Source organism: Pseudomonas sp. TH39(2020) (assembly GCF_016650715.1).
In the GTDB taxonomy this organism is placed as follows: Bacteria; Pseudomonadota; Gammaproteobacteria; order Pseudomonadales; family Pseudomonadaceae; genus Aquipseudomonas; species Aquipseudomonas mandelii_C.
Genome location: NZ_JAEKFF010000007.1, coordinates 1,152,033 through 1,178,496, shown reverse-complemented (window position 1 = coordinate 1,178,496; position 26,464 = coordinate 1,152,033). Strand labels below are relative to the sequence as shown.

The 26,464-nt window shown below is 60.8% G+C and carries 28 protein-coding genes and 1 riboswitch; of the genes, 6 read left to right on the top strand and 22 right to left on the bottom strand.

Annotated features, from left to right (window positions below; all coding sequences use genetic code 11):
• Positions 1-43: 43 nt before the first annotated feature.
• Positions 44-1,330, top strand: a complete 1,287-nt coding sequence (locus JFU47_RS25855; protein ID WP_201186617.1) for an OmpP1/FadL family transporter — start codon at positions 44-46, stop codon at positions 1,328-1,330.
• 89 nt (positions 1,331-1,419) lie between these two features.
• Here the strand turns inward: JFU47_RS25855 and JFU47_RS25850 are convergent, their stop codons facing one another.
• The 14 genes from JFU47_RS25850 to cobO form a co-directional block, all read right to left on the bottom strand.
• Positions 1,420-1,971, bottom strand: a complete 552-nt coding sequence (locus JFU47_RS25850) for a glutathione peroxidase (protein WP_201186608.1) — start codon at positions 1,969-1,971, stop codon at positions 1,420-1,422.
• Positions 1,972-2,026: 55 nt separating this feature from the next.
• Positions 2,027-2,149 (bottom strand): hypothetical protein, encoded by a 123-nt coding sequence (locus JFU47_RS33315; RefSeq protein WP_008148682.1) that lies wholly within the window; start codon positions 2,147-2,149, stop codon positions 2,027-2,029.
• Complete coding sequence (locus JFU47_RS25845; RefSeq protein ID WP_201186606.1) at positions 2,146-3,354, bottom strand: MFS transporter; 1,209 nt, start codon at positions 3,352-3,354, stop codon at positions 2,146-2,148. The genes JFU47_RS33315 and JFU47_RS25845 overlap by 4 nt, the downstream gene beginning before the upstream one ends.
• A gap of 52 nt (positions 3,355-3,406) precedes the next feature.
• The gene (locus JFU47_RS25840) at positions 3,407-3,811 is read right to left on the bottom strand and encodes a MarR family winged helix-turn-helix transcriptional regulator (RefSeq protein WP_056744044.1); all 405 of its coding nucleotides are present in this window, start codon (positions 3,809-3,811) and stop codon (positions 3,407-3,409) included.
• Between the two features lie 204 nt (positions 3,812-4,015).
• Positions 4,016-4,747, bottom strand: a complete 732-nt coding sequence (locus JFU47_RS25835) for an adenosylcobinamide-GDP ribazoletransferase (RefSeq protein ID WP_123364629.1) — start codon at positions 4,745-4,747, stop codon at positions 4,016-4,018.
• 2 nt (positions 4,748-4,749) lie between these two features.
• The gene (gene cobC, locus JFU47_RS25830; RefSeq protein ID WP_201186598.1) at positions 4,750-5,325 is read right to left on the bottom strand and encodes an alpha-ribazole phosphatase family protein; all 576 of its coding nucleotides are present in this window, start codon (positions 5,323-5,325) and stop codon (positions 4,750-4,752) included.
• On the bottom strand, positions 5,322-6,377 hold the full coding sequence (gene cobT, locus JFU47_RS25825) for a nicotinate-nucleotide--dimethylbenzimidazole phosphoribosyltransferase (protein WP_201186596.1): 1,056 nt from the start codon (positions 6,375-6,377) through the stop codon (positions 5,322-5,324). The genes cobC and cobT overlap by 4 nt, the downstream gene beginning before the upstream one ends.
• Positions 6,374-6,895, bottom strand: coding sequence for a bifunctional adenosylcobinamide kinase/adenosylcobinamide-phosphate guanylyltransferase (gene cobU / locus JFU47_RS25820; protein ID WP_140681845.1), 522 nt, complete (start codon positions 6,893-6,895; stop codon positions 6,374-6,376). The genes cobT and cobU overlap by 4 nt, the downstream gene beginning before the upstream one ends.
• Positions 6,896-7,043: 148 nt before the next feature.
• Positions 7,044-8,495, bottom strand: coding sequence for a cobyric acid synthase (locus tag JFU47_RS25815; RefSeq protein ID WP_201186594.1), 1,452 nt, complete (start codon positions 8,493-8,495; stop codon positions 7,044-7,046).
• Positions 8,492-9,484, bottom strand: a complete 993-nt coding sequence (cobD, locus tag JFU47_RS25810) for a threonine-phosphate decarboxylase CobD (protein WP_201186592.1) — start codon at positions 9,482-9,484, stop codon at positions 8,492-8,494. Before cobD ends, JFU47_RS25815 begins: the two co-directional genes overlap by 4 nt.
• Positions 9,477-10,385, bottom strand: coding sequence for an adenosylcobinamide-phosphate synthase CbiB (gene cbiB / locus JFU47_RS25805; RefSeq protein WP_201186589.1), 909 nt, complete (start codon positions 10,383-10,385; stop codon positions 9,477-9,479). The genes cobD and cbiB overlap by 8 nt, the downstream gene beginning before the upstream one ends.
• Positions 10,382-11,032 carry a 5,6-dimethylbenzimidazole synthase gene (gene bluB, locus JFU47_RS25800; protein ID WP_201186587.1) on the bottom strand — a complete coding sequence of 217 codons (651 nt, stop codon included), beginning with the start codon at positions 11,030-11,032 and terminating at the stop codon, positions 10,382-10,384. Before bluB ends, cbiB begins: the two co-directional genes overlap by 4 nt.
• On the bottom strand, positions 11,029-12,444 hold the full coding sequence (locus tag JFU47_RS25795; protein ID WP_201186578.1) for a cobyrinate a,c-diamide synthase: 1,416 nt from the start codon (positions 12,442-12,444) through the stop codon (positions 11,029-11,031). The genes bluB and JFU47_RS25795 overlap by 4 nt, the downstream gene beginning before the upstream one ends.
• Positions 12,441-13,052 carry a cob(I)yrinic acid a,c-diamide adenosyltransferase gene (cobO, locus tag JFU47_RS25790; RefSeq protein ID WP_046048017.1) on the bottom strand — a complete coding sequence of 204 codons (612 nt, stop codon included), beginning with the start codon at positions 13,050-13,052 and terminating at the stop codon, positions 12,441-12,443. The genes JFU47_RS25795 and cobO overlap by 4 nt, the downstream gene beginning before the upstream one ends.
• Positions 13,053-13,133: 81 nt before the next feature.
• Positions 13,134-13,368: riboswitch (cobalamin riboswitch) on the bottom strand.
• A gap of 154 nt (positions 13,369-13,522) precedes the next feature.
• Here cobO and JFU47_RS25785 point away from each other — a divergent pair.
• Together JFU47_RS25785 and JFU47_RS25780 are read left to right on the top strand one after the other, a co-directional pair.
• Complete coding sequence (locus JFU47_RS25785) at positions 13,523-14,107, top strand: hypothetical protein (RefSeq protein ID WP_201186576.1); 585 nt, start codon at positions 13,523-13,525, stop codon at positions 14,105-14,107.
• 68 nt (positions 14,108-14,175) lie between these two features.
• Complete coding sequence (locus JFU47_RS25780; RefSeq protein ID WP_201186574.1) at positions 14,176-15,489, top strand: PQQ-dependent sugar dehydrogenase; 1,314 nt, start codon at positions 14,176-14,178, stop codon at positions 15,487-15,489.
• A gap of 127 nt (positions 15,490-15,616) precedes the next feature.
• Here JFU47_RS25780 and JFU47_RS25775 read toward each other — a convergent pair whose 3' ends face one another.
• The 6 genes from JFU47_RS25775 to JFU47_RS25750 all read right to left on the bottom strand — a co-directional run bounded on the left by JFU47_RS25775 (position 15,617) and on the right by JFU47_RS25750 (position 20,962).
• Complete coding sequence (locus JFU47_RS25775; protein ID WP_201186572.1) at positions 15,617-16,270, bottom strand: class I SAM-dependent methyltransferase; 654 nt, start codon at positions 16,268-16,270, stop codon at positions 15,617-15,619.
• 15 nt (positions 16,271-16,285) lie between these two features.
• The gene (locus tag JFU47_RS25770; protein ID WP_123364619.1) at positions 16,286-16,822 is read right to left on the bottom strand and encodes a C40 family peptidase; all 537 of its coding nucleotides are present in this window, start codon (positions 16,820-16,822) and stop codon (positions 16,286-16,288) included.
• A 165-nt stretch (positions 16,823-16,987) separates the two neighbouring features.
• Entirely contained in the window at positions 16,988-17,638 is a 651-nt protein-coding gene (locus JFU47_RS25765; RefSeq protein WP_201186570.1) for a C40 family peptidase, read from the bottom strand.
• Positions 17,639-17,853: 215 nt separating this feature from the next.
• Entirely contained in the window at positions 17,854-18,558 is a 705-nt protein-coding gene (hda, locus tag JFU47_RS25760) for a DnaA regulatory inactivator Hda (RefSeq protein WP_008148645.1), read from the bottom strand.
• 230 nt (positions 18,559-18,788) lie between these two features.
• Positions 18,789-19,862, bottom strand: a complete 1,074-nt coding sequence (locus tag JFU47_RS25755; protein WP_201186568.1) for an AI-2E family transporter — start codon at positions 19,860-19,862, stop codon at positions 18,789-18,791.
• A gap of 38 nt (positions 19,863-19,900) precedes the next feature.
• Entirely contained in the window at positions 19,901-20,962 is a 1,062-nt protein-coding gene (locus JFU47_RS25750; RefSeq protein WP_201186566.1) for a DUF2066 domain-containing protein, read from the bottom strand.
• 382 nt (positions 20,963-21,344) lie between these two features.
• On the opposite strand from JFU47_RS25750, the gene purM reads away from it, so the two are divergent.
• From purM to JFU47_RS25735, 3 genes are read left to right on the top strand one after another with little or no spacing between them, the layout of a single operon-like run.
• Entirely contained in the window at positions 21,345-22,403 is a 1,059-nt protein-coding gene (gene purM / locus JFU47_RS25745) for a phosphoribosylformylglycinamidine cyclo-ligase (RefSeq protein ID WP_008148639.1), read from the top strand.
• The gene (gene purN, locus JFU47_RS25740) at positions 22,403-23,053 is read left to right on the top strand and encodes a phosphoribosylglycinamide formyltransferase (protein ID WP_123364615.1); all 651 of its coding nucleotides are present in this window, start codon (positions 22,403-22,405) and stop codon (positions 23,051-23,053) included. The genes purM and purN overlap by 1 nt, the downstream gene beginning before the upstream one ends.
• An 8-nt stretch (positions 23,054-23,061) precedes the next feature.
• Positions 23,062-23,775, top strand: coding sequence for a DUF3108 domain-containing protein (locus JFU47_RS25735; protein ID WP_201186564.1), 714 nt, complete (start codon positions 23,062-23,064; stop codon positions 23,773-23,775).
• Between the two features lie 63 nt (positions 23,776-23,838).
• Here JFU47_RS25735 and JFU47_RS25730 read toward each other — a convergent pair whose 3' ends face one another.
• Both JFU47_RS25730 and JFU47_RS25725 read right to left on the bottom strand, forming a co-directional pair.
• Positions 23,839-25,017, bottom strand: coding sequence for a trans-sulfuration enzyme family protein (locus JFU47_RS25730; RefSeq protein WP_201186556.1), 1,179 nt, complete (start codon positions 25,015-25,017; stop codon positions 23,839-23,841).
• The gene (locus JFU47_RS25725) at positions 25,014-26,390 is read right to left on the bottom strand and encodes a pyridoxal-phosphate dependent enzyme (RefSeq protein ID WP_201186554.1); all 1,377 of its coding nucleotides are present in this window, start codon (positions 26,388-26,390) and stop codon (positions 25,014-25,016) included. Before JFU47_RS25725 ends, JFU47_RS25730 begins: the two co-directional genes overlap by 4 nt.
• Between the last annotated feature and the right edge of the window lie 74 nt (positions 26,391-26,464).

The window sequence follows — 26,464 nt, the reverse complement described above, 5'->3', positions numbered from 1 at the left end:
ATGTTGGTAATTTTCGCCCCGGTGATCATCAGGAGTTCTAATAATGAAAAAAGTAATGCTCAAAACCACCCTTAGCCTCGCCGTTACCTTGGCATCCACCCAAATCTTCGCAAGTGGCTTTGCCCTCAACGAACAAAGCATCAGCGGGATGGGGACAGGTTTTGCGGGGCGCTCTTCATCTGCCGATGATGCAAGTACAGTTTTTGGCAACCCTGCCGGTATGGCCCGCCTCAAAGGCCAGCAAATCACTGGCGGTATCGCAGCGATCGACGCCTCGACCGATATCAGCGATACCAGCGGCCGTTCAAGCGGAACCAACAAAGGCGATATGGTTCCGTTCACTTCAGTACCGATGGGTTTCTATACAAATAAACTCAACGATGAATGGTCTATTGGTTTGGGTGTCTACGCTCCGTTCGGGCTGATCACCGACTACGAAAACGGCTTTCAGGGCCGCGCTTTCGGCAGCAAGAGCGAAGTCAAGGTCATCACTCTGCAGCCAACCGTCAGCTACGCTTTCAACGATAAAGTTTCGATCGGTTTTGGCCCTACCATCAACCGGATTTCCGGCACCCTGGAATCGGACATTGCTCTCCCTATCCCCCGGACTGGTGACAACAATGTGGAGATCAAGGGCGACGATACGGCCTTGGGCTTTAACGCCGGCATCCTGGTGCAAGCCACCGACACCACTCGCGTGGGCCTGACCTATCACTCGAAAGTGAACTACAAGCTCGACGGCCACACCGATGTGACTGCCGGCACTGGCGTGCCACCTCAGTTGCTCAAATCCAACCGTTACGATGCCTCGCTGAAGATCGAAACACCTGAGTCCTATGACCTTTCCGTGACTCAAGATATGAATGATGCCTGGAAGCTCTATGCCGGTGCTACCTGGACTCGCTGGAGCCGCCTGAAAGACATCACGGTCAACAACGAAGGCGTAACCGCACCTAGCGGTGGTGCCCTCGCCCCACAAATCCTTGGTACCATCAAGGAAGACCAGAACTGGCATGACACCTGGGCCTACGCCGTGGGTACTTCCTACCAGCTGAACAAGCAGTGGGTACTGCGTACCGGTCTCTCCTTTGACCAGTCGCCCACCAACAACACTGATCGTTCGCCACGCATTCCTACCGGCGACCGGACCATCTTCAGTGTCGGTGCGGGCTTCAACCCAACCGACGACTGGACCATTGATGTGGCTTACTCTTACCTCAAGGAAGAATCTGTCACTGTCAACCGCGCCAACGCTTTGGGTCAGTCCTACAACGCCAAGTACGAAAACAGTGCGAACGGTTTCGGTGTTGGCGCGACCTACCGCTTCTGATGATTCACGGCGAACCTGAACCGCTCGCCGTCTGAACTGAAAAAGCCCCGCTCTCTTGTACAGAGGCGGGGCTTTTTAATGGGCGCCAATCAGGGTTGCGAGGCCAGGGCTTTCTCTACCGCTGCGATGAACTCAGGATCGTCAGGCTTGGTCAGGCTGGAGAAATTGGCGATCACCGTGCCCTTGCGATCGACCACGTACTTGTAGAAGTTCCACTTCGGCGCGGTGCTCTGCTTGGCGATAATCTTGAACAAGTGAGTCGCGTCATTACCGCGGACTTTCTGCAGTTCAGTCATGGTGAACGTCACGCCGTAGTTCACGTAGCAGACCTTGGCAGTCTCTTCGCCATCCTTGGACTCTTGCTTGAAGTCGTTGGACGGAACACCAATTATTTCCAGCCCCTGATCCTTGTAACGCTGATTCAGCGCCTCAAGGCTTTTGAACTGCGGGGCGAAACCACAGAAGCTCGCGGTATTGACCACCACCAGCGGTTTGCCGGCGAAGCGCTGGCACAGGTCGATGGATTCCTTGGCGCGCAACTTGGGCAACGAGCCTTGCAAAAGCTCCGGGCATTCGGCCGCTTGAGCCAATCCACTAAACGCTACCAGTAACGCGGGAACTGCGAGCCAGCGCATCAGCATGTCGGTGCATCCTTGAGAAATCGTCAAAACCGAAGTTACTCGCCCTCCTATCCTGCTAGCAAGCACCCATGCCCAGTTGCATCAACGCCAGCCCGCCCTGATGCCAGCCCCACCACGACAAGGCCAGCAGCAAGGCGCAGACAGCGACGACAGCGATCCGCGGCCAGAGACTGTTCATATCGCACTCATCTGTGTTTGCAGGCGCGCCACCGGCTGCTCACGCACCGGCCAGTTCAGGGCGGCGGCCAACAGGCTCAAGAGAATCGCCACTTGCCAGATCAAGTCATAGCTCCCGGTTCGGTCGTACACCACCCCGCCCAACCAGCCGCCGAGGAACGATCCGAGTTGGTGAAACAGGAAAACAATCCCACCGAGCATGGACAGATTTCGCACGCCGAACAAGGTCGCGACGGTGCCGTTGGTCAAGGGCACGGTCGAGAGCCACAGGAAGCCCATCGCCATGCCGAACAGGTACGCGGTGGTCGTCGTGACCGGCGCCCACAGGAACAGCCCGATTACCACCGCCCGCAGCAGATACAGGCCAGTGAGCAAACGCGGTTTGGACATCCGCCCGCCGAGCCAGCCCGCTGTGTATGTACCGAAAATATTGAACAGCCCGATCAGCGCCAGCACCGTCGTACCGACGCTCGCCGGGAGGTGCTGATCCACCAGATAAGCAGGCAAGTGCACGCCGATGAACACCACCTGGAAACCGCAGACAAAAAAACCAAACGCCAGCAGCCAGAATCCTGAATGGGAACAGGCCTCGCGCAGGGCTTCGGACAGCGTTTGCTCATGACCGAACACCGGTAGCGGCTTGTCCTTGAGCATGCTCACCAGCGGCACGATCAGTGCCACCAACAAGCCCAAGACCAGCAATGCCGCTGACCAGCCCAGCCAGCCGATCAACCCCAGCGTACCGGGCAACATGGCGAACTGGCCGAAAGAGCCGGCAGCGCTGGCAATACCCATGCCCATGCTGCGTTTCTCCGGCGGCACTGCGCGGCCGACCACACCAAGGATCACCGAGAACGAGGTGCCGGACAGACCGATGCCGATCAACAGGCCGGCACTCAGGGACAAGGTCACGGCGGAATCCGACAGGCCCATGAACACCAGCCCCAATGCATAAAAGACACCGCCGACCAACACCACTTTCGCGGCGCCAAAGCGGTCAGCCAGCGCGCCGGTGAATGGCTGCGCCAGGCCCCAGATCAGGTTCTGCAAGGCAATGGCAAAGGCAAACGTCTCACGCCCCCAGCCGAACTCGGCACTCATCGGCGCCAGAAACAGCCCGAAGCCGTGCCTTACGCCCAAGGACAACGCGAGAATCAGCGCACTCCCCAACAAAACCCAACCACACGTACGCCACATCGATGTCATTCTTATTCCCCGGTAGCGGGTATATACCCGCTTAAGATCGGAAAAACCGGCATCACGCCAGTTCGTCCAGCAGTCGCAGCAAGGTTTCGCGTTTCTCGGCACCCAGACGGTCAATCAACCGCTGTTGCGCCGCTTCCCAGGCTGGCAAGGCCGCTTTCAGGCGCTCAGTACCCGCCTCGGTGAGCATGACGATGCGGTTACGCATGTCTTCGCCCTCGACCAGCATCAGCAGGCCTTCACCCTCCAGCACCCGCAGATTGCGCCCCAAGGTGCTGCGATCCAGCCCCATGGCTTCGGCCAACGTGGAAATACTCGGTTTATCCAGACGCTGCAGATTACACAGCAGAGAATACTGGGCAACGTTGATCCCGAAGCCGTCGAGAGCGCCGTCGTAATGCCTGCTGACGCCACGGGCGGCGCGACGCAGGTTGATGCATAAACATTGGGAGTCGAGCATGGTGCGTGTATATACCCGCGGTTGTGTTAAATCAAGTTTCAGAGGAATTTTAACCAGAGACTGGAAGTGTCTGGTAGGTCGCCTTCGCGAGCAGGCTCGCTCCCACAAGGGATCGGCGTTGCACACAAATTCTATATTCACTGGAGATCAAAATGTGGGAGCGAGCCTGCTCGCGAAGAGGCCAGCACATTCGCTACATAAGTATCAGGCCAACGCCAACCCCACCAGCACCGCAACCTCGAGGATTTCCAGCAACGCCCCCGCCGTATCGCCCGTCGTGCCGCCCAATCGGCGCAGCATCACGTGCCGCAGCCAGACAAACACCAACGCCGCCAGCACCACTGCCAATACGCCGCTGAGGCCGGCAATCAAAACGCAAGCCAACGCACTCACCGCCAACACCTGCTTGCCCGCCAGACGTGGCAGATGATCGGCCAGCGCTTGCCCCAAGCCACCGGCGCGCACATAAGGCGTGGTCAGGAACAACCCCAACATCGCGCTGCGCCCGATCAGCGGAACAATGATCAGTACAACGGCGTGTTGTTGCTCAATCAATGCCAGCAACGCGGCGAATTTGAGCAGCAACACCAGCACCAGCGTCACGACCGCAATCGGCCCGCTACGCGGGTCCTTCATGATCGTCAACGTGCGCTCGCGGTCGCCAAATCCACCGAGCCACGCATCGGCGCTATCAGCCAGGCCATCCAGGTGCAAAGCACCGCTAAGCAATACCCAAACCGTCAGCAACAGCGCTGCGTGAAGCAACAACGGGGTGCCGAGCAACAACCCGTTGAACGCCCACAAAATCCCGCCGAACAGCAGGCCAACCAGCGGATAAAACAGCAGCGACCGCCCCAATTCCTGTGGTTCCGGCATGCCCGGCAGACGAATCGGCAGACTGCTCAAAAATTGCAGGGCGATCCAGAACGGCAACATGGTCAGATCGCTTCCTTTAACAACAGGCCGGATTCGACCGTCAGCGAAAACAACGTGCCATGCCCGACTTCGACGTTGAGCAACTGCTCACGAGGCAATCCCCGCGCCTGAGCCAGCAACAAGCGCATCACCCCGCCGTGACTGATCAGCAACACCCGCTCGCCCGCGCAGGCGGCTCGCAAGCGCTCAACGGCCGCCAACACTCGCGTCGAAAAATCCACCACCGGCTCACCCTGAGGCGGCGTAAACGAATAAGGATCAGCCCAGAACAATCCCAACGCCTCGGCATCGGTTTTCATCAACGCTGCGGCGCTCTGCCCTTCCCAGGCGCCGAAGTGCAGCTCCTGGAGGTCTTTATCCAACTGCACCGGCAAACCCAACTGTGCGCCGAGTTCTTCGGCGAACCGCGCGCACCGCTGCAACGGCGAGCTGACCAATCGATCCCAAGGCCCCTGCTCGACCACCGCCGCGCGCATCTGCGCCCAGCCCTTTTCAGTCAGCGCATCGTCAAGGCTGCCGCGCAAACCGCCGCCGAGTTCCGTTTCACCGTGGCGCAACAGGTCCAGGCGCAAGGTCATGCCGGACGATCCGCCACGGCAGCCTCGGCGAAGGTCGCCATCTGCCCGTGAAGGTCGCACGCCAGACGCAGCAACGGCACGGCCAATGCGGCGCCACTGCCCTCGCCCAGACGCAGGCCGAGGTCCAGCAGCGGTTCGGCGTTCAGGGTTTCCAGTACATGACGATGACCCGGCTCGGCGCCGCGATGACCAAACAACAGCCACTGACGACATTCAGGGTTCAAGCGCACCGCCACCAACGCCGCGACGCTACAAATAAAACCGTCCACCAGCACCGCGACGCCTTCCTGGGCACACGCCAGGTACGCGCCGACCAGTGCCGCGATTTCAAAACCGCCGAGGTTGAACAGGGTTTGCAGCGCATCGCCACGCTGAGCGCTGTGCAATGCCAAAGCGCGCTCGATAACCTGGGCTTTATGACTGACACCCGCCGCGTTCAGACCCGTACCCGGCCCGGCCAGATGCACCACCGGGCAATCGAGCAAGGCACAGGCCAACGCGCTGGCCGCTGTAGTGTTGCCGATGCCCATCTCGCCACCGATAAACAACTGCGCACCCGCCGCGATGGCGCGCTGTACGCTGTCGCGGCCGGCCTGCAAAGCGAGTTCGCCCTGAGCCGGGGTCATCGCCGCCCCCTCGACGAAATTCGCCGTGCCCGGGCCGATGTTCAAGTGCCGCACACCCGGCAAATTCAACGACGGCGTCACCGTGCCGAGGTCGACGACTTCCAGGGAGGCCCCGAGTTGCCGCGCCAACACGCTGATCGCCGCCCCGCCGCTGACGAAGTTGTGCAGCATCTGCCCGGTGACTTCCTGGGGAAATGCCGACACCCCTTCTGCGACCACGCCATGGTCACCGGCAAAAATCGCGATCCACAGTCGATCCAGACTCGGCTTGACCTGCCCCTGCAGCCCGGCCAATTGCACGGCCACCGACTCAAGCCGACCGAGGGAGCCGGCCGGTTTGGTCAACTGCTGTTGACGGGCCTGCGCCTGCTCGACCGCTTGAGCATCGATCGGCTTGCAGGGGTTCAGCCACCAGGATTGAGTCATAACGCAGTTCCTTTCAAAGTCAGGGGCAGACCGGCGACGGTCAGGACGACGCGTTGACAGCGCTCGGCCAACGCTTGATGCAGCCAACCGGCTTCATCGACATAGCGGCGAGTCAATTCGCCCAGCGGTACGACACCCATTCCGGTCTCGTTGCTGACAAAAATGATTTCACCCGGCAACGACGCCAGGCAGTCCAACAGCGCATCACGCTCGGCCGACAGACGCTCGGTGTCGTCGAGCATCAGCAGATTGGTCATCCACAGCGTCAGGCAATCCACCAGCAGGCAACGATCGGCACTGGCGGTTTCGCGCAGGGTGCGAGCGAGTTGCAGAGGTTCTTCGATCAACGCCCATTCGGCTGGACGACGGGCGCGGTGATGGGCCACCCGCTCGTTCATTTCACCGTCGAGGGGTTGGCTGGTGGCGATGTAAGTCACTGCCAGACCGCTGTCGGAGGCGAGTTTTTCGGCCAGGCGACTTTTACCGGAACGGGCGCCGCCGAGGATCAGTTGCAGCATGTTCATAACCTTTTAATTGGCGGTGTGGCGACGGGCCTCATCGCGAGCAAGCTCGCTCCCACAAGGATCGAGGTTGTTTACAGATTTTTGATCCATACACGGAACCTGTGGGAGCAAGCCTGCTCGCGAAGAGGCCGGCACAGCCACCTCAAAACCCACAGAGCTCACGCAGCAGTGAAGTGTCCAAATGCTTCTCCACCAGATCCGCCAGCCGCTCAATATCGCGCTCACGCAACGCGTGATAATCCACTTCCTGCACAGCCTGCAAACCTGCCCAGCGCAACAACGCACTGCACGCCGCGGGCGATTCAAACAGCCCATGCAGATAGGTGCCGAATATCTGCCCGTCCACACTTTGCGCACCATCGCAGCGACCGTCGCCCAGCTGCACCGCGGCGTTTTCCAGCGCCGGCCCGGTGGTGACGCCGGCATGAATTTCGTAACCGCTAACCGGCGCGTCTTCGAGCGCCAGACGCCCGCGCACATTGCGCAATTGCTTCTCTTCTTCGAGCTGGGTTTCGAACGCCAGCAAGCCCAAACCGGCGCTGGAACCCGGTGCGCCTTCGAGGCCCAGCGGGTCGTGGACCTGCTCGCCGAGCATTTGCAGACCACCGCAAATGCCCAGCACTTTGCCGCCATAACGCAGATGACGACTGATCGCAGTGTCCCAGCCATTGGCGCGCAGATACGCCAGGTCGCTGCGCACGCTTTTCGAGCCGGGGAGAATAATCAGGTCGGCCGGTGGAATCGCCTGACCGGGGCCGACAAACTGCAGATCCACCTGCGGATGCAAGCGCAGCGGATCGAAATCGGTGTGGTTGCTAATGCGCGGCAGCACCGGCACCAGCACTTTCAGCACCTGGTCGGCCTTGTCGGTCTGACGCTGGTCAATGCCGTCCTCGGCTTCCAGGTGCAGGTCCATCACGTAAGGCAGAACGCCGATCACCGGTTTGCCGGTGCGCGCTTCCAGCCAGTCCAGCCCCGGTTGCAGCAAAGCGATATCGCCGCGAAACCGGTTGATGATGAAGCCTTTGACCCGCGCCTGCTCGCTGGGCGACAGCAGTTCCAGCGTGCCCACCAGATGCGCGAAAACCCCGCCGCGATTGATGTCGGCGATCAGTACGACCGGGCAATCCACCGCCTCGGCAAAGCCCATGTTGGCGATGTCACCGGCACGCAGATTGATCTCGGCCGGCGAACCCGCGCCTTCGACCATGACCACCGGATAAGCCGCGCTCAGCCGTTCATGAGAGGCCAGCACTGCTCGCATCGCGATGGCTTTGTAGTCGTGATACGCCACGGCATTCATGGTGGTGACGGCGCGGCCATGAATGATCACTTGGGCGCCGGTGTCGCTGTTGGGTTTGAGCAGCACCGGGTTCATATCGGTGTGCGGCTCAAGGTTGGCGGCCTGAGCCTGCACCGCTTGCGCACGACCGATCTCGCCACCGTCGGCGGTCACAGCACTATTAAGCGCCATGTTCTGCGGCTTGAACGGCACGACGCTGACGCCCTGACGCGCGACCCAGCGGCACAACGCCGTCACCAGCGTGCTTTTACCGGCGTCGGACGTCGTGCCCTGCACCATCAACGTAGTCATTGGGTTTCCCTAGCGTAGGCTTCGAACGCTTGCGCGAGACGTGTCCAGTCGGCTTCATCGGCGGGCAAGCCGAAACGCAGGCTGCTGGTGTGCGTGAACAACCGCAGCAGAATGCCGTGTCGGGCCATGAACTCATGCAGGGCTTCGGCGTGGTCAGTGATCAGCCATTGAAACAAGGCGCAGCCACCCTGAGGTTTGAAACCGTGGTGCTCAAGCAGCAGCGCCAGACGTTCACTGGCTTCATCAGCGCGAACCCGTTGCCGGGTATGCCCTTCGGTATCCAGCAGGCAGGCCTGACCCAGCACCCGCGTCGGCCCGCTGACCGCCCACGGCCCCACTTGCTCGGCCAGCAACTTGAGCAACTTGCGCTCAGCCAGCACGAAGCCCAGGCGCACACCGGCCAGGCCGAAAAACTTGCCGAAGGAACGCAGCACGATCAACCCGACCTGATTGGCAAAAGGTGCCAGGCTCAGCTGCGGTGTGTTGTCCATGAACGCCTCGTCCACCACCAGCCAGCCACCACGCTGGGCCAGCCGCGAATGCCAGTCGAGCAGCCGACTCGGTGTCAGGCTCAGGCCGGTAGGATTGTTCGGGTTGACCACCACCAGCACGTCGAGGCTGTCGAGAAAGAAGTCGACTTCCTGCTCCAACACTTCACGCACGATGTAGCCATTACGGCGCCACGCTTCGGCGTGTTCGGCGTAACACGGCGAGAGCACGCCGACCTTGCCGGCCCGGCGCAAACGCGGCAACAACTGGATCGCCATTTGCGAGCCGGCCACCGGCAGCACCTGAGCGGCGCCGTAATAATCACAGGCGGCCTGCTCCAGACCGTCATCGGTTTCCGGCAACCGCGCCCAGGCCCGTAACGGAATCTGCGGGACCGGAAACGGCCAGGGCGCGAGGCCGCTGGACAGGTCGAGCCAATCGGCTTCGGCGATACCGTAATCGAGCGCCGCCTTGCGTAACCGACCACCGTGTTCAAGCATAAAATTCAGCCCCCACGCAGAGGATCAGCAACCATAACCATACCCCGCGCTGGACCAATTGCCAGCCGCGGTCGATGGAGTCGGCGTCCGCCGGCACGCCTTCGCCTAGCGGCGGACGCTGATGCAGTTCACCGTGATAAATCGCCGCCCCGCCCAACTCGACACCGAGCGCACCGGCACCGGCCGCCATCACCGGACCGGCATTCGGGCTGTCCCAGGTCGGACCCTGGGTACGCCAGCATTTCAGTGCCAGTCGGGTTTTGCCCAGCAACGCGTAGGTCAACGCCACCAGGCGCGCAGGAATATAGTTGAGGACATCATCGATCTTTGCCGCGGCCCAGCCGAAACGCTCGAAGCGTTCATTGCGGTAACCCCACATCGCATCCAGCGTGTTGCTCAAACGGTAGAGCACCACGCCAGGCGCACCGGCCACGGCAAACCAGAACAGCGCAGCGAATACCGCGTCGCTGCCGTTCTCCAGAACGGATTCTGTAGCGGCGCGGGCGACTTCGGTTTTGTCCAGTTCGCTGGTCTGGCGGCTGACCAGATAACTGACACGTTTGCGCGCCTCGTCCAGATCATCGCTGCGTAGCGCCTTGGCCACCGGCTCGACGTGTTCACCAAGGCTGCGCATGCCGAGGGCGCAATAGAGCACGAGAATCTCGACGATCCAGCCGACATAGGGCGCCCAGGAAAACGCCGTGGCCAGCAGGGTCAGCGGCAACACCGCGATCACCCAGGCAGTGACGCCATGACTGCGCCAGCCACGGCCACCGCCGTTGAAACGTTGCTCGATGCGGTCGGCAAAACGGCCGAACGCCACCAGCGGATGCCAGCGTTTGGGTTCACCCAGCAGCGCATCCAGCGCAACCGCGGCGACACTCAACAACGCCACACTCATTGACTCACTCCCCAATAATTTTCATACAGCAATTCACTGAGCGGACGCGCCTGCGCCCAGCCTTCGAGTACCAGCATCGGCGCTGGATAGAATTCCTTGACCGGCCCCAGGCAAAGAACGGCCAAGGGCTTGGCTCCGGCCGGCAAACCCAACAGGTCTGCCAGGGCTTGCGGCTCGAACAGCGACACCCAGCCCATGCCCAATCCTTCAGCGCGGGAGGCCAGCCAGAGGTTCTGAATCGCGCAGGACAACGAGGCCATGTCCATTTCGGGCAAGGTGCGGCGGCCGAAGATATGACGCTCGCGATCGTCCATCAGCGCAGCGACCAGCACCTCGGCGCAGTCGTTGATGCCTTCGACTTTCAGCTTCATGAATTCGTCGGTGCGCTCGCCGAGGGCTTCGGCGGTGCGGATGCGTTCTTCTTCCACCAGTAACTGGATCTTGCCGCGCAGGACTCGATCGCTGATGCGAATGAACCGCCAGGGCTGCATCAGGCCGACACTCGGTGCCTGATGCGCGGCTTCGAGCAGGCGCCGCAGTAACGCGGGCTCGACGGTGCCACCGCTGAAATGACGCATGTCACGGCGCTCGCCGATGGCTCGGTAGACCGCCGCGCGTTCAGCCTCGGAAAATGCGTTGTCGGTCATGGCCTCTTCGCGAGCAGGCTCGCTCCCACAGTGGACCGCGTTTCTTCAGGCAAGCCACTTTCCAATGTGGGAGTGACGGTGCGACGATTCGACCTGCTCGCGATGGCGTCCTTATGGTCAGGCACAAACAGCGCGGCAATCGCCGATGGATTGGACGGAAAATAGAAATGCACATAAGAAGCCGTCATCCGCCCCTCACGATAAACCGCCTCTGCCCCACGCCCACCGTTAGGGCTCAGGCCACGAGCAATCGGCTCAAGTTCAGTGCTGGTCAACGAGTGGTGATACGTGTGTCCGCGCAATGAACCTTCCGGCAACTCGACTGCCTGCAACGCCAACGCGGCCAGACGCTTTTGCATCACCGCATCCCCCGCCAGCAAGCCGACCAGTTCAGCACGGGTACCTTCGACATCCGTCAGAGAATCGAGCAGATACAGCATGCCACCGCACTCGGCCAACAACGGCTTGCCCGCCGCATGGTGAGCGCGGATGGCGGTCAGCATCGTGGTGTTCTGTGACAGCGCCACATGGTGCAATTCGGGATAACCACCGGGCAGATAAAGGCTGTCTGCCTCCGGCAAGTGCGTGTCACGGATCGGCGAGAAAAACGACAACTCGGCGCCCATGGCTCGCAGCAAATCCAGGCTGGCGCCGTAGGTGAAGGCAAACGCTTCGTCACGGGCCACGGCAATTCGAACGCCGGCCAACAGAGGCTCGACATCAATCACATCAGGCGCGGCGAATTCCACCGCCGGTGGCAGCGCGACCTCGCAACTGCTGGCCAGCGCATCGGCCGCTGCATCGAGGCGCAGGTCAAGATCGTTCAACTCACTGGCCTGAACCAGCCCGAGATGCCGACTTGGCAATTCGATCCCGGTTTCCCGGGACAAGGCGCCGTACCAGCGCAAGCCTTCAGTGAGGCTGCCTTCCAGTAATTGCGCGTGACGCAGGGTGCCGACGCGGTTGGCCAGCACACCGGCAAACGGCAAGTCCGGCTGATAACGCGCCAGCCCCAAGGCCAGCGCACCAAAGGTCTGGGCCATGGCAGTGCCGTCGATAACACCGAGCACCGGCACGCCAAAGTGCCGCGCCAGATCAGCGCTGGACGGCGTACCGTCGAACAGTCCCATGACGCCTTCGATGAGGATCAGATCGGCTTCGCCGGCGGCCTCCCACAACAGTCGACGACTTTCCTGCTCGCCGACCATCCACATGTCCAGTTGATACACCGGCGCACCGCTGGCGCGCTCGAGAATCATCGGGTCGAGAAAATCCGGGCCGCATTTGAACACGCGCACCTTGCGCCCCTGATTGCGATGCAAACGGGCCAGTGCGGCGGTGACGGTGGTCTTGCCCTGACCGGAGGCCGGCGCGGCAATCAATACCGCCGGGCAATGACGTGGCTGACTCACAATTCGACGCCTTTTTGCGCTTTGATCCCGGCCTGGAACGCATGCTTGATCACGCCCATTTCGGTGACGGTGTCGGCCAGTTCGATCATCTCCGGCTTGGCGCCGCGACCGGTCACCACCACGTGCTGCATCGGCGGACGGGCCTGCAAGTCGCTGAGCACTTGATCGAGATCCAGATAGCCGTGCTTGAGCGCAATGTTCAATTCATCCAGCACCACCAGGCCGATCGACGGATCACGCAGCAATTCGCGGGACACCGCCCATGCGGCTTCGGCGGCGGCGATGTCACGCTGGCGATCCTGGGTTTCCCAGGTGAAGCCCTCGCCCATCACATGAAAACGCACCTGTTCCGGGAAGCGCCGGAAGAACAGTTCTTCGCCGGTGCTGCTGCGCCCTTTAATGAACTGCACCACGCCACACTGCATGCCGTGGCCCATGGACCGGGCGAGCATGCCGAAGGCCGAGCTGCTTTTGCCTTTGCCGTTGCCGGTCAGCACCAGCAGCAGGCCACATTCATTCGGGGAATTGGCGATGCGTTCGTCGATCACGGCTTTTTTGCGCAGCATGCGCGCCAGATGACGTTCGTCACGATCGGGGGTATCAGTCATGGGGGAGCTCTCCGTTGAGGCTGGATAACGGCGGGCAGGCACAAGAATAGACGGCAAGAAGCCTGGCATCGCCCACCGTGATGCCGCTGGATGGATCAGGCCGGTCTCCGGGCTCATGAGCGGCGATTTGCCTGACTGCGCGCCTTCCCATGTCGACAATCGACACAGTGGCTCAAGGCGCAGCCTTCACTCATATACCGTTGCGGGGGCAGCGCCGGGATCATGGCTCTTCGTCACTTGAAGAGAATCACTCACCGGCTTCCCTGTTTCACTCTGTCGACCAAGGTCACAGAGCACCTGAAACAAGCCGCGAAGGTTAGAGGGTTGGGGATGGAGCGTCAATTGAAGACGGGCAGCCTGCGAGCGAATAACTGCCGTCGATCAATTATCTGACGCCAATCTTGTGCCACACTCTCAGCAGTGATATCAAAGAGCCACAACCTCACAACACAATAACAAAGGTGAGCCACATGCAAGGCATGATCATCAGCAATCCGAAGCTGGAATTCCTGCGCCCGGTGCTGGAACGCTGGTTTGACTGTATCGACCGCTACAACGCCGTGCGCGGCGATAACGACACGCCTTACTGGTTCGACGAAAAAGCCAACCTGAGCCTGCTGTCCGCCGCGGCCTGGATGGCGGAAATGGTCACACTGCAACAAACGCCGACCCGTAAACAGGTCGAAGAAGGCGAACGCAATGGCCGCGCCGATCTGTTCATCGCCACCAGCGAAGAACGCGCTTACCTTCAGGCGACCCAGCGCTGGCCACGCGTCAACAGCCTGAACCTGACTCAAGCATTGCAGGACATCACCAGCGATGCCAAACGCATCAGCTACGCCAGCGACCTGAAACTCGGCTGCCTGTTCGTTGCGCCGCAAAAAGCCCAGCAAAGCGCCACCCCGGAAGAACTCCAAGACATGGTCGACGATCTGCAAAAGGAACACACCTGCGCCGTGGCCTGGTACTTCCCCTATCCCTATCGCAAGTTGCGCAACGAAGCCGGCAACTATCACCCCGGCATTGCCGTGCTGTTCAAGGAAGCCCGCGGCTGAGCGGTTGAACCATCGCGCACCTGCGCTTCTCTATTGATTAGGTCAATGCATTCATAGGGAAGATCAGCATGCGCAAGCCCCCGCTCGCTCTCGTCATCGTGCTCGCCGGAGGGCTTGCCGCCTGTGGTGAAACCTCCAGGCTGCAAGTCTCCGACGGCACCGGCCCGTCGCCCAAGCTACCAGAACCGAACAAAACCCTGATCCCGACGGTGAACATCGCCCCGGCGATTGGCTGGCCGGACGGCGCGAAGCCTATCGCCGCGACAGGGACTCAGGTGGCGGCTTTTGCCGAAGGTCTGGATCACCCGCGCTGGCTTTACGTGTTGCCCAACGGCGACGTGCTGGTCGCCGAAACCAATGCACCACCCAAACCCGATGACGGCAAAGGCATTCGTGGTTGGGTCATGGGCAAAGTCATGGGCCGTGCTGGCGCCGGCGTACCGAGCCCGAACCGCATCACGCTGCTGCGGGACAAGGACCACGACGGCATCGCCGAAACCCGCACGGTGTTCCTGGAAAACCTCAACTCGCCCTTCGGCATGACTCTGGTCGGCAATGACCTGTACGTCGCCGACACGGACCGGTTGCTGCGCTTCCACTATGAAAACGGCGAGACGACGATCAAGTCGCAGCCGATGAAGGTGATCGACCTGCCGGGCGGTACGCTGAATCATCACTGGACCAAAAACGTCATCGCCAGCAAGGACGGTAGCAAGCTGTACGTCACGGTGGGCTCCAACAGCAACGTGGCCGAAAACGGCATGGACAAGGAAGAAGGTCGCGCGGCGATCTGGGAAGTGGATCGTGCCACCGGCAATCATCGAATCTTCGCCTCGGGGATTCGTAATCCAAACGGGCTGGCCTGGGAACCTCGGAGCGGCGCACTGTGGACAGCGGTCAACGAGCGTGACGAAATCGGCAGCGATCTGGTGCCGGACTACATCACCTCAGTGAAGGACGGCGGGTTCTACGGCTGGCCTTACAGTTATTACGGTCAGCACGTCGACATCCGCGTCGAGCCGCAAAACCCCGACCTGGTGGCCAAGGCCATCGCGCCGGACTACGCGGTCGGCCCGCACACTGCATCGTTGGGCCTGACGTTCGCTGAAGGCAACAGACTGCCGGCGCAATTCAAGGAAGGGGCATTCATCGGCCAGCACGGCTCATGGAACCGTAAACCGCACAGTGGCTACAAAGTGATTTTCGTACCGTTCAGCGCAGGGAAACCGATCGGGCAGCCGGTGGATGTGCTCACTGGTTTCCTCAATGACGAGGAAAAAGCCATGGGCCGGCCGGTGGGCGTGGTGATTGATCAGCAGGGTGATTTGTTGGTGGCGGATGACGTGGGCAACAAGGTGTGGCGCGTGTCGGCGGTTAAATAAACTGCCAACACATCACCCATGTGGGAGCGAGCCTGCTCGCGAAGGCGTCATAACATTCAATATCAACGTTGACTGTTACACCGCCTTCGCGAGCAGGCTCGCTCCCACATTAAATCGGGGTCAACGTTTACCGTTTGCGACACAGGGTTAATCCATCCCCCAACGGCAACAACGACAGGTCCACACGCGAGTCATCCTTCAACGCACGATTGAGCGCCTGGATGGCTCGGGTGTCTTCGCTCTGGGGATTGTCCTCAAGCACCCGGCCACTCCACAGCGTGTTATCAAACACCGCCAGACCGCCGACGCGCAGCAGACGTAATGCGTGCTCCAGATAGCGTGGGTAGTTGGCTTTGTCGGCATCGATGAAGATCAGGTCGAATGACGCTTGCTGATCCAGCTGAGCCAGGGTTTCCAGCGCGGGCGCCAAACGCATATCGATCCGCTCGGCAAGCCCCGCTTCCTGCCAGTAACGGCGCGCAATGGCATTGTAGTCACCGGGAATGTCACAGCAGATCAGCGAACCGTCATCCGGCAATGCAGCCGCCATGCACAAGGCGCTGTAACCGGTGAAGGTGCCCACTTCCAGCAGACGCTTGGCGCCGGTGAGTTTCACCAATAGCGCGAGGAATTGCCCCTGCTCCGGCGCCACCTGCCAGCGAGCCATGGGCAGCGCCTGGGTTTCATCACGCAAACGCTTGAGCAACGGCGTTTCGCGCAGGGAAACGTCGAGCAGGTATTGATACAGGGAATCGTCGAGATTGAGTGTGCGAGCGGTCATGACAACCTCTGCCATTTAGGGATTGCGTGCCAAGTGCTCAGGTTGCAAGACGCGCTTGGCGCTCAGATAGGCTTTCTGCCAGTAAGCTTTGGACAAGCTGTCGAGCTTCACCGTGCCGCCGGTGGCCGGTGCATGGACGAAGCGACCTTCGCCGACGTAGATCCCGGCGTGACTGACCTGTGAACCGCCATTGGTGGCGAAGAAGATCAGGTCACCGGTTTGCAAACCTTCTTTGCCCACGCTGGCCGCCTGCATGCTGATCATCTCGCGCGTGGTGCGCGGCAGAGAAATGCCGGCGACATCACGGTAGACATAACCGATCAGTCCGCTGCAATCGAAACCCGAATCCGGCGTGTTGCCACCCCAACGATACGGCGTGCCCACCAGGCCGAGCGCGCGGAACAAGACGTCTTCTGCCTCAGGGGAGAATGCTTGGGAGGAACCGAAAACAATGGGCGCGCGAACCACCGGTGCAGGTGGCGGTGTACGGCTGGCGCAGGCGCTGAGCAGCGCTGCGAAGAACATGATTGCGAGGCGGGCCGACGTCGACATATGCAGAGCATCCTGATCTGGCTGCGGCTTTTTCTGCAGGGGGCGCAGAAAAGAAAACCGCCTGCGCAGGACGCAGGCGGTTTGCCATCAATAATAGATCAGGATTCTAGCTGCTACGCGGCAAACTTCAAGTAAGACTTTAAGTTCACCTTACAAATAGTCCGCTTACTTGCGTGCCGTGACGATCGCCGGGGTCGCAGTCGGTGCCATCGCCAGTGCGCGCTTGGCTTCGATGAAGGTTTTGCTCCAGTAGCTGTCGCCCAGGTTATCGATCCGGACACCACCGCTTTTGCGGCTACTGGAATGGATGAACTGGTTGTCACCCAGGTAGATCCCGGCGTGACTGACGCGGCCGCGACGGCCATTGGTGGCGAAAAACAGCAAGTCGCCCGGCTCCAGTTTGCTGCGAGAAACCAGCGGAGCGTCGACGTTGATCATTTCGCGGGTGGAGCGTGGCAGGTTCAGGCCGGCTTCTTCACGAAACAGGTAACCGATGAAGCCGCTGCAATCAAAGCCAGCTTCGGAGGTGCCACCGAAACGGTAACGGGTACCGATCAGGGACATGCCACGTTCGAGGATGCTGTCTGCCAGAACCGGAAGCTGGTACGACTTGCCGCCGGCGAAGTCTGCCAGTTCTTTTTCGGTGGCCGCTTCTTCCTGCTCAAGCGCTTGCTGATAAAGAACGGAAGATTGGGCGGTAGCGGAATTTTTAAACTGCTGTTGTTGCTCTTGCTGGGACACTGGAGAGTGAGCAGCGCAACCGAACAACAGGGTGACGAGTGCGAGGGGCACGAGGGGTGCAAAGCGATTTAGCATGGGCACGACCGTGGCTGATAGTTCTAAAGAAGCCGAGACTATGCCTACTATCAACCTCATTTGCAAATTCAATCGATCTTTATGTGACTTCTTGGTTTCGCGTTTACATCTAAGCGCTTAAGCCCGTTTTAGACGTTCGCGCAGCCTGCAACCCTGTAGGAAAGCGGATTTCTTGACGCCTGAGATATGCCTAAAACCGCAGCAGGCCCTTGGTTTTACCAGCCTAGCGTTTCTTTCAGGAACGGAATTGTCAGCTTGCGTTGAGCTTGAAGGGAGGCCTGATCGAGACGCTCAAGCAGCTCGAAAAGCGCACTCATGCTGCGCGTACCGCGGGTCAAAATAAAATGTCCGACTTCATCGGTCAGGTGCAGACCGCGACGAGAGGCGCGCAGTTGCAAGGCACGCAACTTGTCTTCGTCGGAGAGCGGACGCATCTGAAAGATCAGCGCCAACGTCAGGCGGGATTTGAGGTCCGCCAGCTTCACCGGCAGTTCACGCGGGGATGTCGACGCGGCGATCAACAGGCGTCGACCGCTGTCACGCAGACGGTTGAACAGATGGAACAACGCCTCTTCCCAATCCGCCCGACCGGCCACCGCCTGCAAATCATCCAGGCAGACCAGTTCGTACTGTTCGAGGTTGTCGAGGATGGCGATGCCGCGATCAAGCAGTTCGGCCAACGGCAAATACACCGCCGGCTCCCCCAGTTGCTCGAAGCGCAGGCAGGCCGCCTGCAACAAGTGCGTACGCCCTACCCCGTCCTTGCCCCAGAGATAAATCAGGCTTTCGGTCCAGCCGGCGTCGGCTTCGCATAGCCGCTCGACATAGCCGAGTGCAGCGGCATTGGCGCCTGGATAGTAATTGATAAAGGTAGCGTCATCACGCAGACGCACACCTAGGGGCAGCTGAATCGGTTTCATGCTGACTGAACAGTTCCAAAGGAACCGTTAGTGGCCTCTGTGTAAAGTTTGCGAAGTTTATACCCGTGAGGCGGGTCGCACAATGCGACAGACCACAAGCAAAATCAAAGGTTTGCGTTAACACACTGGTTTTATGCCAGTTTCTTTGGCGGCGCATGTGACAGCCGCGCAAGGGATGCGGGCCAACCTGGCATGGAACCAGGCCGCCCGTTACCAACCCTCAACGAACCTTAGAGTTCAGGCTCGTCGGTACTGCCGTAGATATCAGAATCTTTATACAAATCATGCATATGGCGCACCAGCACCATGATTACCGCCGCCACCGGCAGCGCCAGCAGCACGCCGGTAAATCCGAACAGCTCGCCCCCAGCCAGAATCGCGAAGATCACCGCCACCGGGTGCAGACCGATCCGGTCCCCCACCAGCAATGGCGTCAGCACCATGCCTTCCAGCGCCTGCCCCACCATGAACACCGCGACGATTCCGATCATGGGATACAGATCGCCACCGAACTGGAACAGCCCGGCAATCAAAGCCGCACCGATCCCGATAACGAACCCCATGTACGGCACGATTGCCGCCAGACCGGCAATCAACCCAATCAACAGCCCCAGCTCCAGCCCTACCAACATCAGGCCCGCCGCGTAGATCACGCCCAACGCCACCATCACCAGCAACTGTCCGCGCACGAATGCACCGAGCACTTCATGGCATTCACCCGCCAGGATCACAACGCGCTCTTCGCGGTCACGGGGCAGCAGACCGCGGATCTTGGCCATCATCAGGTCCCAGTCGCGCAGCAGATAGAAACTCACCACCGGGATCAGCACCAGATTCGCCAACCAACCGATCAGCGCCAGCCCGGAAGCCGTCGCCTGACTCAGCACGACCCCGACAATGTCAGAGGTCTGGCCCATGTGCTCGCTGATTGCTGCCTTGAGCTTGTCGAATTTCCAGAAATTATCCGAGAGTCCGAATTTCGATTGCGCCCACGGCAGTGCGGTGTGCTGCAACCAGTCGAGCATCTGCGGCGCCAATTCGTACAAGCGAAACAGCTGCTTGGCGAGCATCGGCACCAACACCAACAGCAGTGTCGTGAAGATCAAGGTAAACAGCGCAAACACCGCCACCACGCCCCAGGTCCGAGACAGGCCGGCCTTCTCCAGCCGATCCACCAGCGGGTCGAACAGATAGGCCAGCAGCAACGCGACCAGGAACGGGGTCAGAATCGGATGCAACAACCAGACAAACACGCAGAGCAGAACCACCCCACCCAACCAGAACCAACGCCGCGTATCGGCCATGTACCACTCCATATGCATCTATATAAAGAAAGAAAAACTTACCAACGGAAACGCAACTGCGGCGTCGGTGCCGGCGCTGGCGCTACGACCGGTGTCGACCCTTCGGCGGCGGGTTGAACGGGGGCAGTGGGCGAAGGCGGCTCACCCGCTGGAACTTCCTGCAACCTGGCCAGCGACAATTGCGCCTTCAACTGTTCGGCGCTGCCATTGACCCGGTAGAGAATCCGGTCGCCGTCGACACTTTGCAGGCGCGCACCAAATGGTTCCAGCAAACGTCCAAGCGTCGCGTAGTGTTCCAGATTCATGCCCTGCACTTCGAGCAATTGTTCGCCCGAAGCGCCCGGTTTGACGACAAACCGCGGTGCCAGTCGCTCACTGACCGCCAGCATCACCGCATCGGCCACCGCAGCCTGATCCGCGCCCTGCACGCTGCCCGCCTCCTTATTGTCGCCGAGCCACAAATGCCACTTGGCCTGCCACTGCCCGCCCTCTTCACGAGCATGCACCGCGAGCAAGGCGTCAGCGTTGTAACGCTCCGATGCCCCGCGCAGTGGCGTCGCGTCCGTACCTTCCAGATTCGGTGCAGTGGCAACGATCTGCTCACTCAGATCGGCCAGCGGCAGGCGCAGCGGCAAACCACGGTGTTGCGCGGCTCGACGCAGCGGTGCAGCACTGGCCTGGCCATCACCGACGAGGCTCGAACCCTCGGTGGAATCGTTCAGCCACCAGCCGAGGATCGAAGGCCGGTTCGCCCCCCACAACGACAGCCCGGCACGGCGCAACGCTTGCTCGGTGGTGGCCGGGTCGAAATCGACCTTCAGCACTTCCGGCGGACCGGCGTCAAAGCCGTACTGACTGATGATTTGCTGCGGGTCCTTGCGCAATGCCGCCAACCCCGGACTTTGCGCAGCCTTGGGATCGCCGGTCAGACGCAACACCAACGTATCCAGCGCTTGCTGGGTCGCTTGATCACGCACTTCCGGGGTTTGGCCACTGACAGGCTGACGCACCTGATACAGGTTTTTGACGGTTTCGGCATGACTCGCCAGGCTGACCAATGACATACAGCCCGCAAATAAAAATCTAGAAAAAAAACGCATGGAGGATTCCTGACGACAAGAGCGGCTGGAACAGGCCGCGTGAACCGGATTGAGCAAGGCTGTGACCACGCCCCCAAGCAAAACATTCACCTGACCCTGGTAAGTTTTTGCACTGTCCTAACGATAGACCGTTAATAGCGATACCTTATACAGCCATGAAGGATGCGGCCAACACGGGCAATGAAGGTTTTTTTAAGCGGATATGCCCCTGCCGTCGGCCTGAGGATGGCCGCTGCCCCTCAAGCCTGATAAAATCGCGCGCCTTCGCAGACCGGCAACAGCCGGGCACCCTGAAATTCGCGGATGGCAATCGCCTTCGTCAGTTTCGGTGGTCCCACTGGACTCGGTCGTTACCCCTGAATCCCCCCTAAAGGCCTGGATCATGAGCAAGCAACCCTCCCTGAGCTACAAGGACGCCGGTGTAGACATCGACGCCGGTGAAGCATTGGTCGAACGCATCAAGAGCGTCGCCAAGCGCACTGCGCGCCCGGAAGTCATGGGCGGCCTGGGCGGTTTCGGCGCCCTCTGCGAAATCCCGGCCGGCTACAAGCAGCCCGTGCTGGTTTCCGGCACCGACGGCGTCGGCACCAAGCTGCGTCTGGCGCTAAACCTGAACAAACACGACAGCATCGGCATCGACCTGGTGGCCATGTGCGTGAACGACCTGGTGGTCTGCGGCGCCGAGCCGCTGTTCTTCCTCGACTACTATGCCACCGGCAAACTCAACGTCGAAACCGCGACCCAGGTCGTGACCGGCATTGGCGCTGGCTGTGAATTGTCCGGCTGCTCCCTGGTTGGCGGCGAAACCGCTGAAATGCCAGGCATGTACGAAGGCGAAGACTACGACCTGGCCGGCTTCTGCGTCGGCGTCGTGGAAAAATCCGAAATCATCGACGGTTCCAAAGTCGCTGCCGGCGATGCCCTGCTCGCCCTGCCGTCTTCCGGCCCGCACTCCAACGGCTACTCGCTGATCCGCAAGATCATCGAAGTGTCCGGTGCCGACATCGAAAACATCCAGCTCGACGGCAAACCGCTGACCGACCTGCTGATGGCCCCGACCCGTATCTACGTGAAGCCGCTGCTCAAGCTGATCAAGGAAACCGGCGCAGTCAAAGCCATGGCCCACATCACCGGTGGCGGCCTGCTGGACAACATCCCGCGCGTTCTGCCAAAAGGCGCACAAGCCGTGGTTGACGTCGCGAGCTGGACCCGTCCTGCCGTATTCGACTGGCTGCAAGAGAAAGGCAACGTTGACGAAAACGAAATGCACCGCGTGCTGAACTGCGGCGTGGGCATGGTCATCTGCGTTGCTCAAGAGCACGTCGAAACCGCCCTGAACGTCCTGCGCGAAGCCGGCGAGCAGCCTTGGGTCATTGGTCAGATCTCCACCGCTGCCGAAGGCGCGGCTCAGGTTGAACTGAAGAACCTCAAGGCTCATTGATGTCCCAGACCTGTGATGTGGTGGTGCTGTTGTCCGGCACCGGCAGTAACTTGCAGGCCTTGATCGACAGCACGCGGACCGGCGACAGCCCGGCCCGCATCGCTGCGGTGATTTCCAACCGCGCCGACGCCTACGGCCTGCAACGCGCCAGGGACGCGGGTATCGACACCCGCACCCTGGATCACAAGGCGTTCGAAGGCCGCGAAGCCTTCGATGCCGCGCTGATCGAACAGATCGACGCGTTCAACCCCAAACTCGTGGTACTGGCCGGATTCATGCGCATTCTCAGCGCTGACTTCGTGCGCCACTACGCGGGTCGCCTGCTCAACATCCATCCCTCGCTGCTACCCAAATACAAAGGGTTACACACGCATCAGCGCGCGCTGGAGGCCGGCGACACCGAGCACGGCTGCTCCGTGCACTTCGTCACCGAGGAACTCGATGGCGGACCACTGGTCGTACAGGCAGTAATACCGGTAGAGTTGCACGATTCGCCGCAGAGTCTGGCGCAGCGAATTCATACCCAGGAACACCTGATTTACCCGCTGGCTGTACGCTGGTTTGCCGAAGGTCGTTTATCACTCGGCGAGCAAGGTGCTTTACTGGATGGAAAGTTACTCGCGGCCAGCGGCCACTTGATTCGAACCTAGGAGATTTTATGCGTCGCGCCCTGCTCTTCGCTTGCGCTCTGCTCGCACTGCCATTTGCGCAGGCTGCAGAACTTCAACCTTTCTCCGCCAGCTACACCGCTGACTGGAAGCAGTTGCCCATGAGCGGCACCGCTGAACGTAGCCTGACCAAGCAAGCCAACGGCGCCTGGAAGCTCAGCTTCAAGGCCTCGATGATGATCGCCAGCCTGACCGAAGAAAGCACCCTGACTTTGGACAAGGACACCTTGCTGCCGCAGTCCTACCACTTCGAACGTGGCGGCCTGGGTAAAGCCAAGAAGGCTGACCTGGATTTCGACTGGACCAACAAAATGGTCACCGGCACCGATCGCGGTGACCCGGTCAAGATCCCGCTCAACCGCGGCATGGTCGACAAATCCACTTATCAGCTGGCTCTGCAGCACGACGTGGCCGCTGGCAAGAAAAGCATGAGCTATCAAGTCGTCGACGACGGCGAAGTCGATACCTATGATTTCCGCGTGCTGGGTTCGGAAAAGGTCGACACCAAAGCTGGCCAGATCGAAGCAACCAAGGTCGAGCGCGTGCGCGACCCGACACAAAGCAAGCGCATCACCGTCCTGTGGTTCGCCAAGGACTGGGATTACCTGCTGGTTCGTCTGCAACAGGTTGAAACCGACGGCAAGGAGTACAACATCATGCTCCTCAACGGTACGGTCAACGGCAAGGCTGTCAAAGGCAGCTGATCCGGCTCGACACAAAAATCCGGAATCCGCTAAGGGTTCCGGATTTTTTTTGCCTGCTGAAATTCAGATCCGCGCCAGCGCCTGTGCCAGGTCGGCGCGCAGATCTTCGACATCCTCGACACCCACTGACAAACGCACCAACGCATCGCCGATGCCGAGTTGCGCACGAGTATCCGCGGGGATGCTGGCGTGGGTCATGATCGCCGGGTGCTCGATCAGGCTTTCCACCCCACCCAGGCTCTCGGCCAAGGCGAAGATCCGCACACTCTCGAGGAAGCGCGTGGCACCGGCCAGGTCGCTGTTCAGGTCGAGGGATATCATCCCGCCGAAACCGCGCATCTGCCGCTGCGCCAGTTCATGCTGCGGGTGCGACGGCAGGCCCGGATAATAGACGCGCGCCACCTGCGGCTGACGCTCCAGCCATTGCGCCAGGTCCAGCGCGTTGTTGCAGTGGCGCTCCATACGCAGCGCCAGGGTCTTAACGCCGCGCAAGGTGAGGAAAGCGTCGAACGGCCCGGCGATCGCGCCCACCGCGTTCTGCAGAAAACCCAGACGCTCCGCCAGGTCTGCGTTTTGTCCGACCACCGCGATGCCGCCGATGACGTCGGAGTGGCCGTTCAGGTACTTGGTGGTCGAGTGCAGCACAATGTCGAAGCCCAGCTCCAGCGGGCGCTGTATCCACGGGCTGGCGAAGGTGTTGTCGGCCACACAAATGATGCCTCGCTGGCGGCAGATGCGCGCGATGGCAACGAGGTCGGTGAGGCGCAGCAAAGGGTTGCTCGGCGTCTCGACCATGACCATCCGCGTGTCGTCCTGCAGCGCCGCTTCGAAGGCCGACAAATCAGTCAGGTCGACGAAGCTGAAGCGATGCCCCGCGCTGCGCCGACGCACTTTGTCGAACAGGCGGAAAGTACCGCCGTACAGGTCGTTGCCGGAGACGATGTGCGAATCAGCATCGAGCAATTCGAGCACGGTGGAAATCGTCGCCAGCCCGGACGCGAACGCGAAGGCCTGGGTGCCGCCTTCGAGGTCTGCAACGCAACGCTCCAGCGCAAAGCGCGTCGGGTTGTGCGAGCGCCCGTAGTCGAAACCCTTGTGCACACCGGGGCTCTGCTGCAAATAGGTGGAGTTGGCGTAAATCGGCGGCATCAGCGCCCCGGTGGTAGGGTCGGGCGTTTGCCCGGCATGGATCACACGGGTAGCGAAGGCACGTGGCACAGCGTTTTCATCGTGTTGACTCATGTAAGCGATCTCCGTAAGTGAATGAGCATGTCGACTCGAGTAATCAAGCCGTAGAAGCCCGAAGCGTCGGCGATGATCGCCACCAGCCCACGGTCGAGCTCCGCCCGTAGTTCAGCCAGACTGGCGCCTGGAGGCAGGGTTTGCAGCTTATCGGTCATCGCGCTGGCCACGCTCGCGCGAAAGTGCGAAGCATCCTCCTGCATGCCAAGCAGAATGTCGGATTCGTCGATCACGCCGACCAACCGCTGCCCGCCCTCCAGCACCGGCAGTTGCGACACATCCGCCAGGCGCATGCGCTGGAACGCGGTGAGCAGCGTATCGTCCGGGCCCACGCTGATCACCCGGCCATCCTCGAAGCGCCGTGAAATCAGGTCTCGCAGATCACCGTAATGTTTGTACTGCAGCAGGCCCTGATCGTTCATCCACTGGTCGTTGTAGACCTTCGACAGATAGCGCGTGCCGGTGTCGCAGACAAAGCTGACGACCCGCTTCGGCTCGGTCTGCTCGCGGCAATAGCGCAACGCCGCCGCCAGCAGTGTGCCGGTCGAAGAGCCGCCGAGTATGCCTTCGGCGCGCAACAGTTGGCGGGCATGATCGAAGCTTTCCTCGTCGCTGATCGAGTAAGCGTGGCGCACGCTGGACAGGTCGGCAATCGACGGAATGAAGTCCTCGCCGATGCCCTCCACCGCCCAGGAGCCGGGCGTGTTCATGGTGCCGCTGCGGCTGTATTCGGCCATCACCGAGCCGACCGGATCGGCCAGCACCATGACCAGGTCCGGTTGCACGCGGCGAAAGAAACGGGTCAGACCGGTCAGTGTGCCGGCCGAGCCGACGCCGACGACGATGGCGTCCAGGTCATGCTGAGTCTGCGCCCAGATTTCCGGCGCGGTGCTGCATTCGTGGGCCAGCGGGTTGGCCGGGTTGTTGAATTGATCGGCGAAGAAAGCGTCAGGGATTTCCTGCGCCAGCCGCGCCGCAACGTCCTGGTAGTAATCGGGGTGGCCCTTGCCGACGTCGGAGCGGGTGATATGCACCTCGGCGCCCATCGCCTTGAGGTGCAAGACTTTCTCGGTGGACATCTTGTCCGGCACCACCAACACCACTCGGTAACCCTTGGCACGGCCGACCAGGGCCAGGCCAAGGCCGGTGTTGCCGGCGGTGGCCTCGACGATGGTACCGCCGGGGCGCAGGCTGCCATCGCGCTCGGCGGTGTCGATCATCGCCAGGCCAATGCGATCCTTGATCGAGCCGCCGGGGTTCTGCGATTCGAGCTTGAGGAACAGCGTGCACGGGCCGGTATCGAAACGGCTGACGCGCACCAGCGGCGTATTACCGATCAGTTCGAGTACGGCGGGTCGGGAGTCGGTGGGCATGTCGTCACCTCGCTACGCAAATCAGCACTGGATGGACAGCAACCGACGGCGAGTCATCGCGCGCCAGTCGCAGG

Coding starts and splice junctions, on each gene's coding strand:
- cbiB (WP_201186589.1), bottom strand. CDS start 10,385: ATGAGTGTGGCGTTGTTGAGTGTCGCCGCGGTTGCGCTGGATGCGCTG.
- JFU47_RS33315 (WP_008148682.1), bottom strand. CDS start 2,149: ATGAACAGTCTCTGGCCGCGGATCGCTGTCGTCGCTGTCTGCGCCTTG.
- JFU47_RS25815 (WP_201186594.1), bottom strand. CDS start 8,495: ATGACTACGTTGATGGTGCAGGGCACGACGTCCGACGCCGGTAAAAGC.
- JFU47_RS25770 (WP_123364619.1), bottom strand. CDS start 16,822: ATGTCGACGTCGGCCCGCCTCGCAATCATGTTCTTCGCAGCGCTGCTC.
- JFU47_RS25845 (WP_201186606.1), bottom strand. CDS start 3,354: ATGACATCGATGTGGCGTACGTGTGGTTGGGTTTTGTTGGGGAGTGCG.
- cobC (WP_201186598.1), bottom strand. CDS start 5,325: ATGACCTTGCGCCTGGACCTGTTGCGCCACGGTGAAACGGAACTCGGC.
- bluB (WP_201186587.1), bottom strand. CDS start 11,032: ATGACCGACAACGCATTTTCCGAGGCTGAACGCGCGGCGGTCTACCGA.
- cobD (WP_201186592.1), bottom strand. CDS start 9,484: ATGCTTGAACACGGTGGTCGGTTACGCAAGGCGGCGCTCGATTACGGT.
- JFU47_RS25835 (WP_123364629.1), bottom strand. CDS start 4,747: ATGTTGCCGTTCTGGATCGCCCTGCAATTTTTGAGCAGTCTGCCGATT.
- cobT (WP_201186596.1), bottom strand. CDS start 6,377: ATGACTCAATCCTGGTGGCTGAACCCCTGCAAGCCGATCGATGCTCAA.
- JFU47_RS25850 (WP_201186608.1), bottom strand. CDS start 1,971: ATGCTGATGCGCTGGCTCGCAGTTCCCGCGTTACTGGTAGCGTTTAGT.
- JFU47_RS25840 (WP_056744044.1), bottom strand. CDS start 3,811: ATGCTCGACTCCCAATGTTTATGCATCAACCTGCGTCGCGCCGCCCGT.
- JFU47_RS25775 (WP_201186572.1), bottom strand. CDS start 16,270: ATGACCGCTCGCACACTCAATCTCGACGATTCCCTGTATCAATACCTG.
- hda (WP_008148645.1), bottom strand. CDS start 18,558: ATGAAACCGATTCAGCTGCCCCTAGGTGTGCGTCTGCGTGATGACGCT.
- JFU47_RS25755 (WP_201186568.1), bottom strand. CDS start 19,862: ATGGCCGATACGCGGCGTTGGTTCTGGTTGGGTGGGGTGGTTCTGCTC.
- JFU47_RS25855 (WP_201186617.1), top strand. CDS start 44: ATGAAAAAAGTAATGCTCAAAACCACCCTTAGCCTCGCCGTTACCTTG.
- JFU47_RS25750 (WP_201186566.1), bottom strand. CDS start 20,962: ATGCGTTTTTTTTCTAGATTTTTATTTGCGGGCTGTATGTCATTGGTC.
- JFU47_RS25780 (WP_201186574.1), top strand. CDS start 14,176: ATGCGCAAGCCCCCGCTCGCTCTCGTCATCGTGCTCGCCGGAGGGCTT.
- JFU47_RS25730 (WP_201186556.1), bottom strand. CDS start 25,017: ATGAGTCAACACGATGAAAACGCTGTGCCACGTGCCTTCGCTACCCGT.
- purM (WP_008148639.1), top strand. CDS start 21,345: ATGAGCAAGCAACCCTCCCTGAGCTACAAGGACGCCGGTGTAGACATC.
- JFU47_RS25785 (WP_201186576.1), top strand. CDS start 13,523: ATGCAAGGCATGATCATCAGCAATCCGAAGCTGGAATTCCTGCGCCCG.
- cobO (WP_046048017.1), bottom strand. CDS start 13,052: ATGACTGATACCCCCGATCGTGACGAACGTCATCTGGCGCGCATGCTG.
- cobU (WP_140681845.1), bottom strand. CDS start 6,895: ATGCTGCAACTGATCCTCGGCGGCGCCCGTTCCGGTAAAAGTCGCCTG.
- JFU47_RS25735 (WP_201186564.1), top strand. CDS start 23,062: ATGCGTCGCGCCCTGCTCTTCGCTTGCGCTCTGCTCGCACTGCCATTT.
- JFU47_RS25725 (WP_201186554.1), bottom strand. CDS start 26,390: ATGCCCACCGACTCCCGACCCGCCGTACTCGAACTGATCGGTAATACG.
- purN (WP_123364615.1), top strand. CDS start 22,403: ATGTCCCAGACCTGTGATGTGGTGGTGCTGTTGTCCGGCACCGGCAGT.
- JFU47_RS25765 (WP_201186570.1), bottom strand. CDS start 17,638: ATGCTAAATCGCTTTGCACCCCTCGTGCCCCTCGCACTCGTCACCCTG.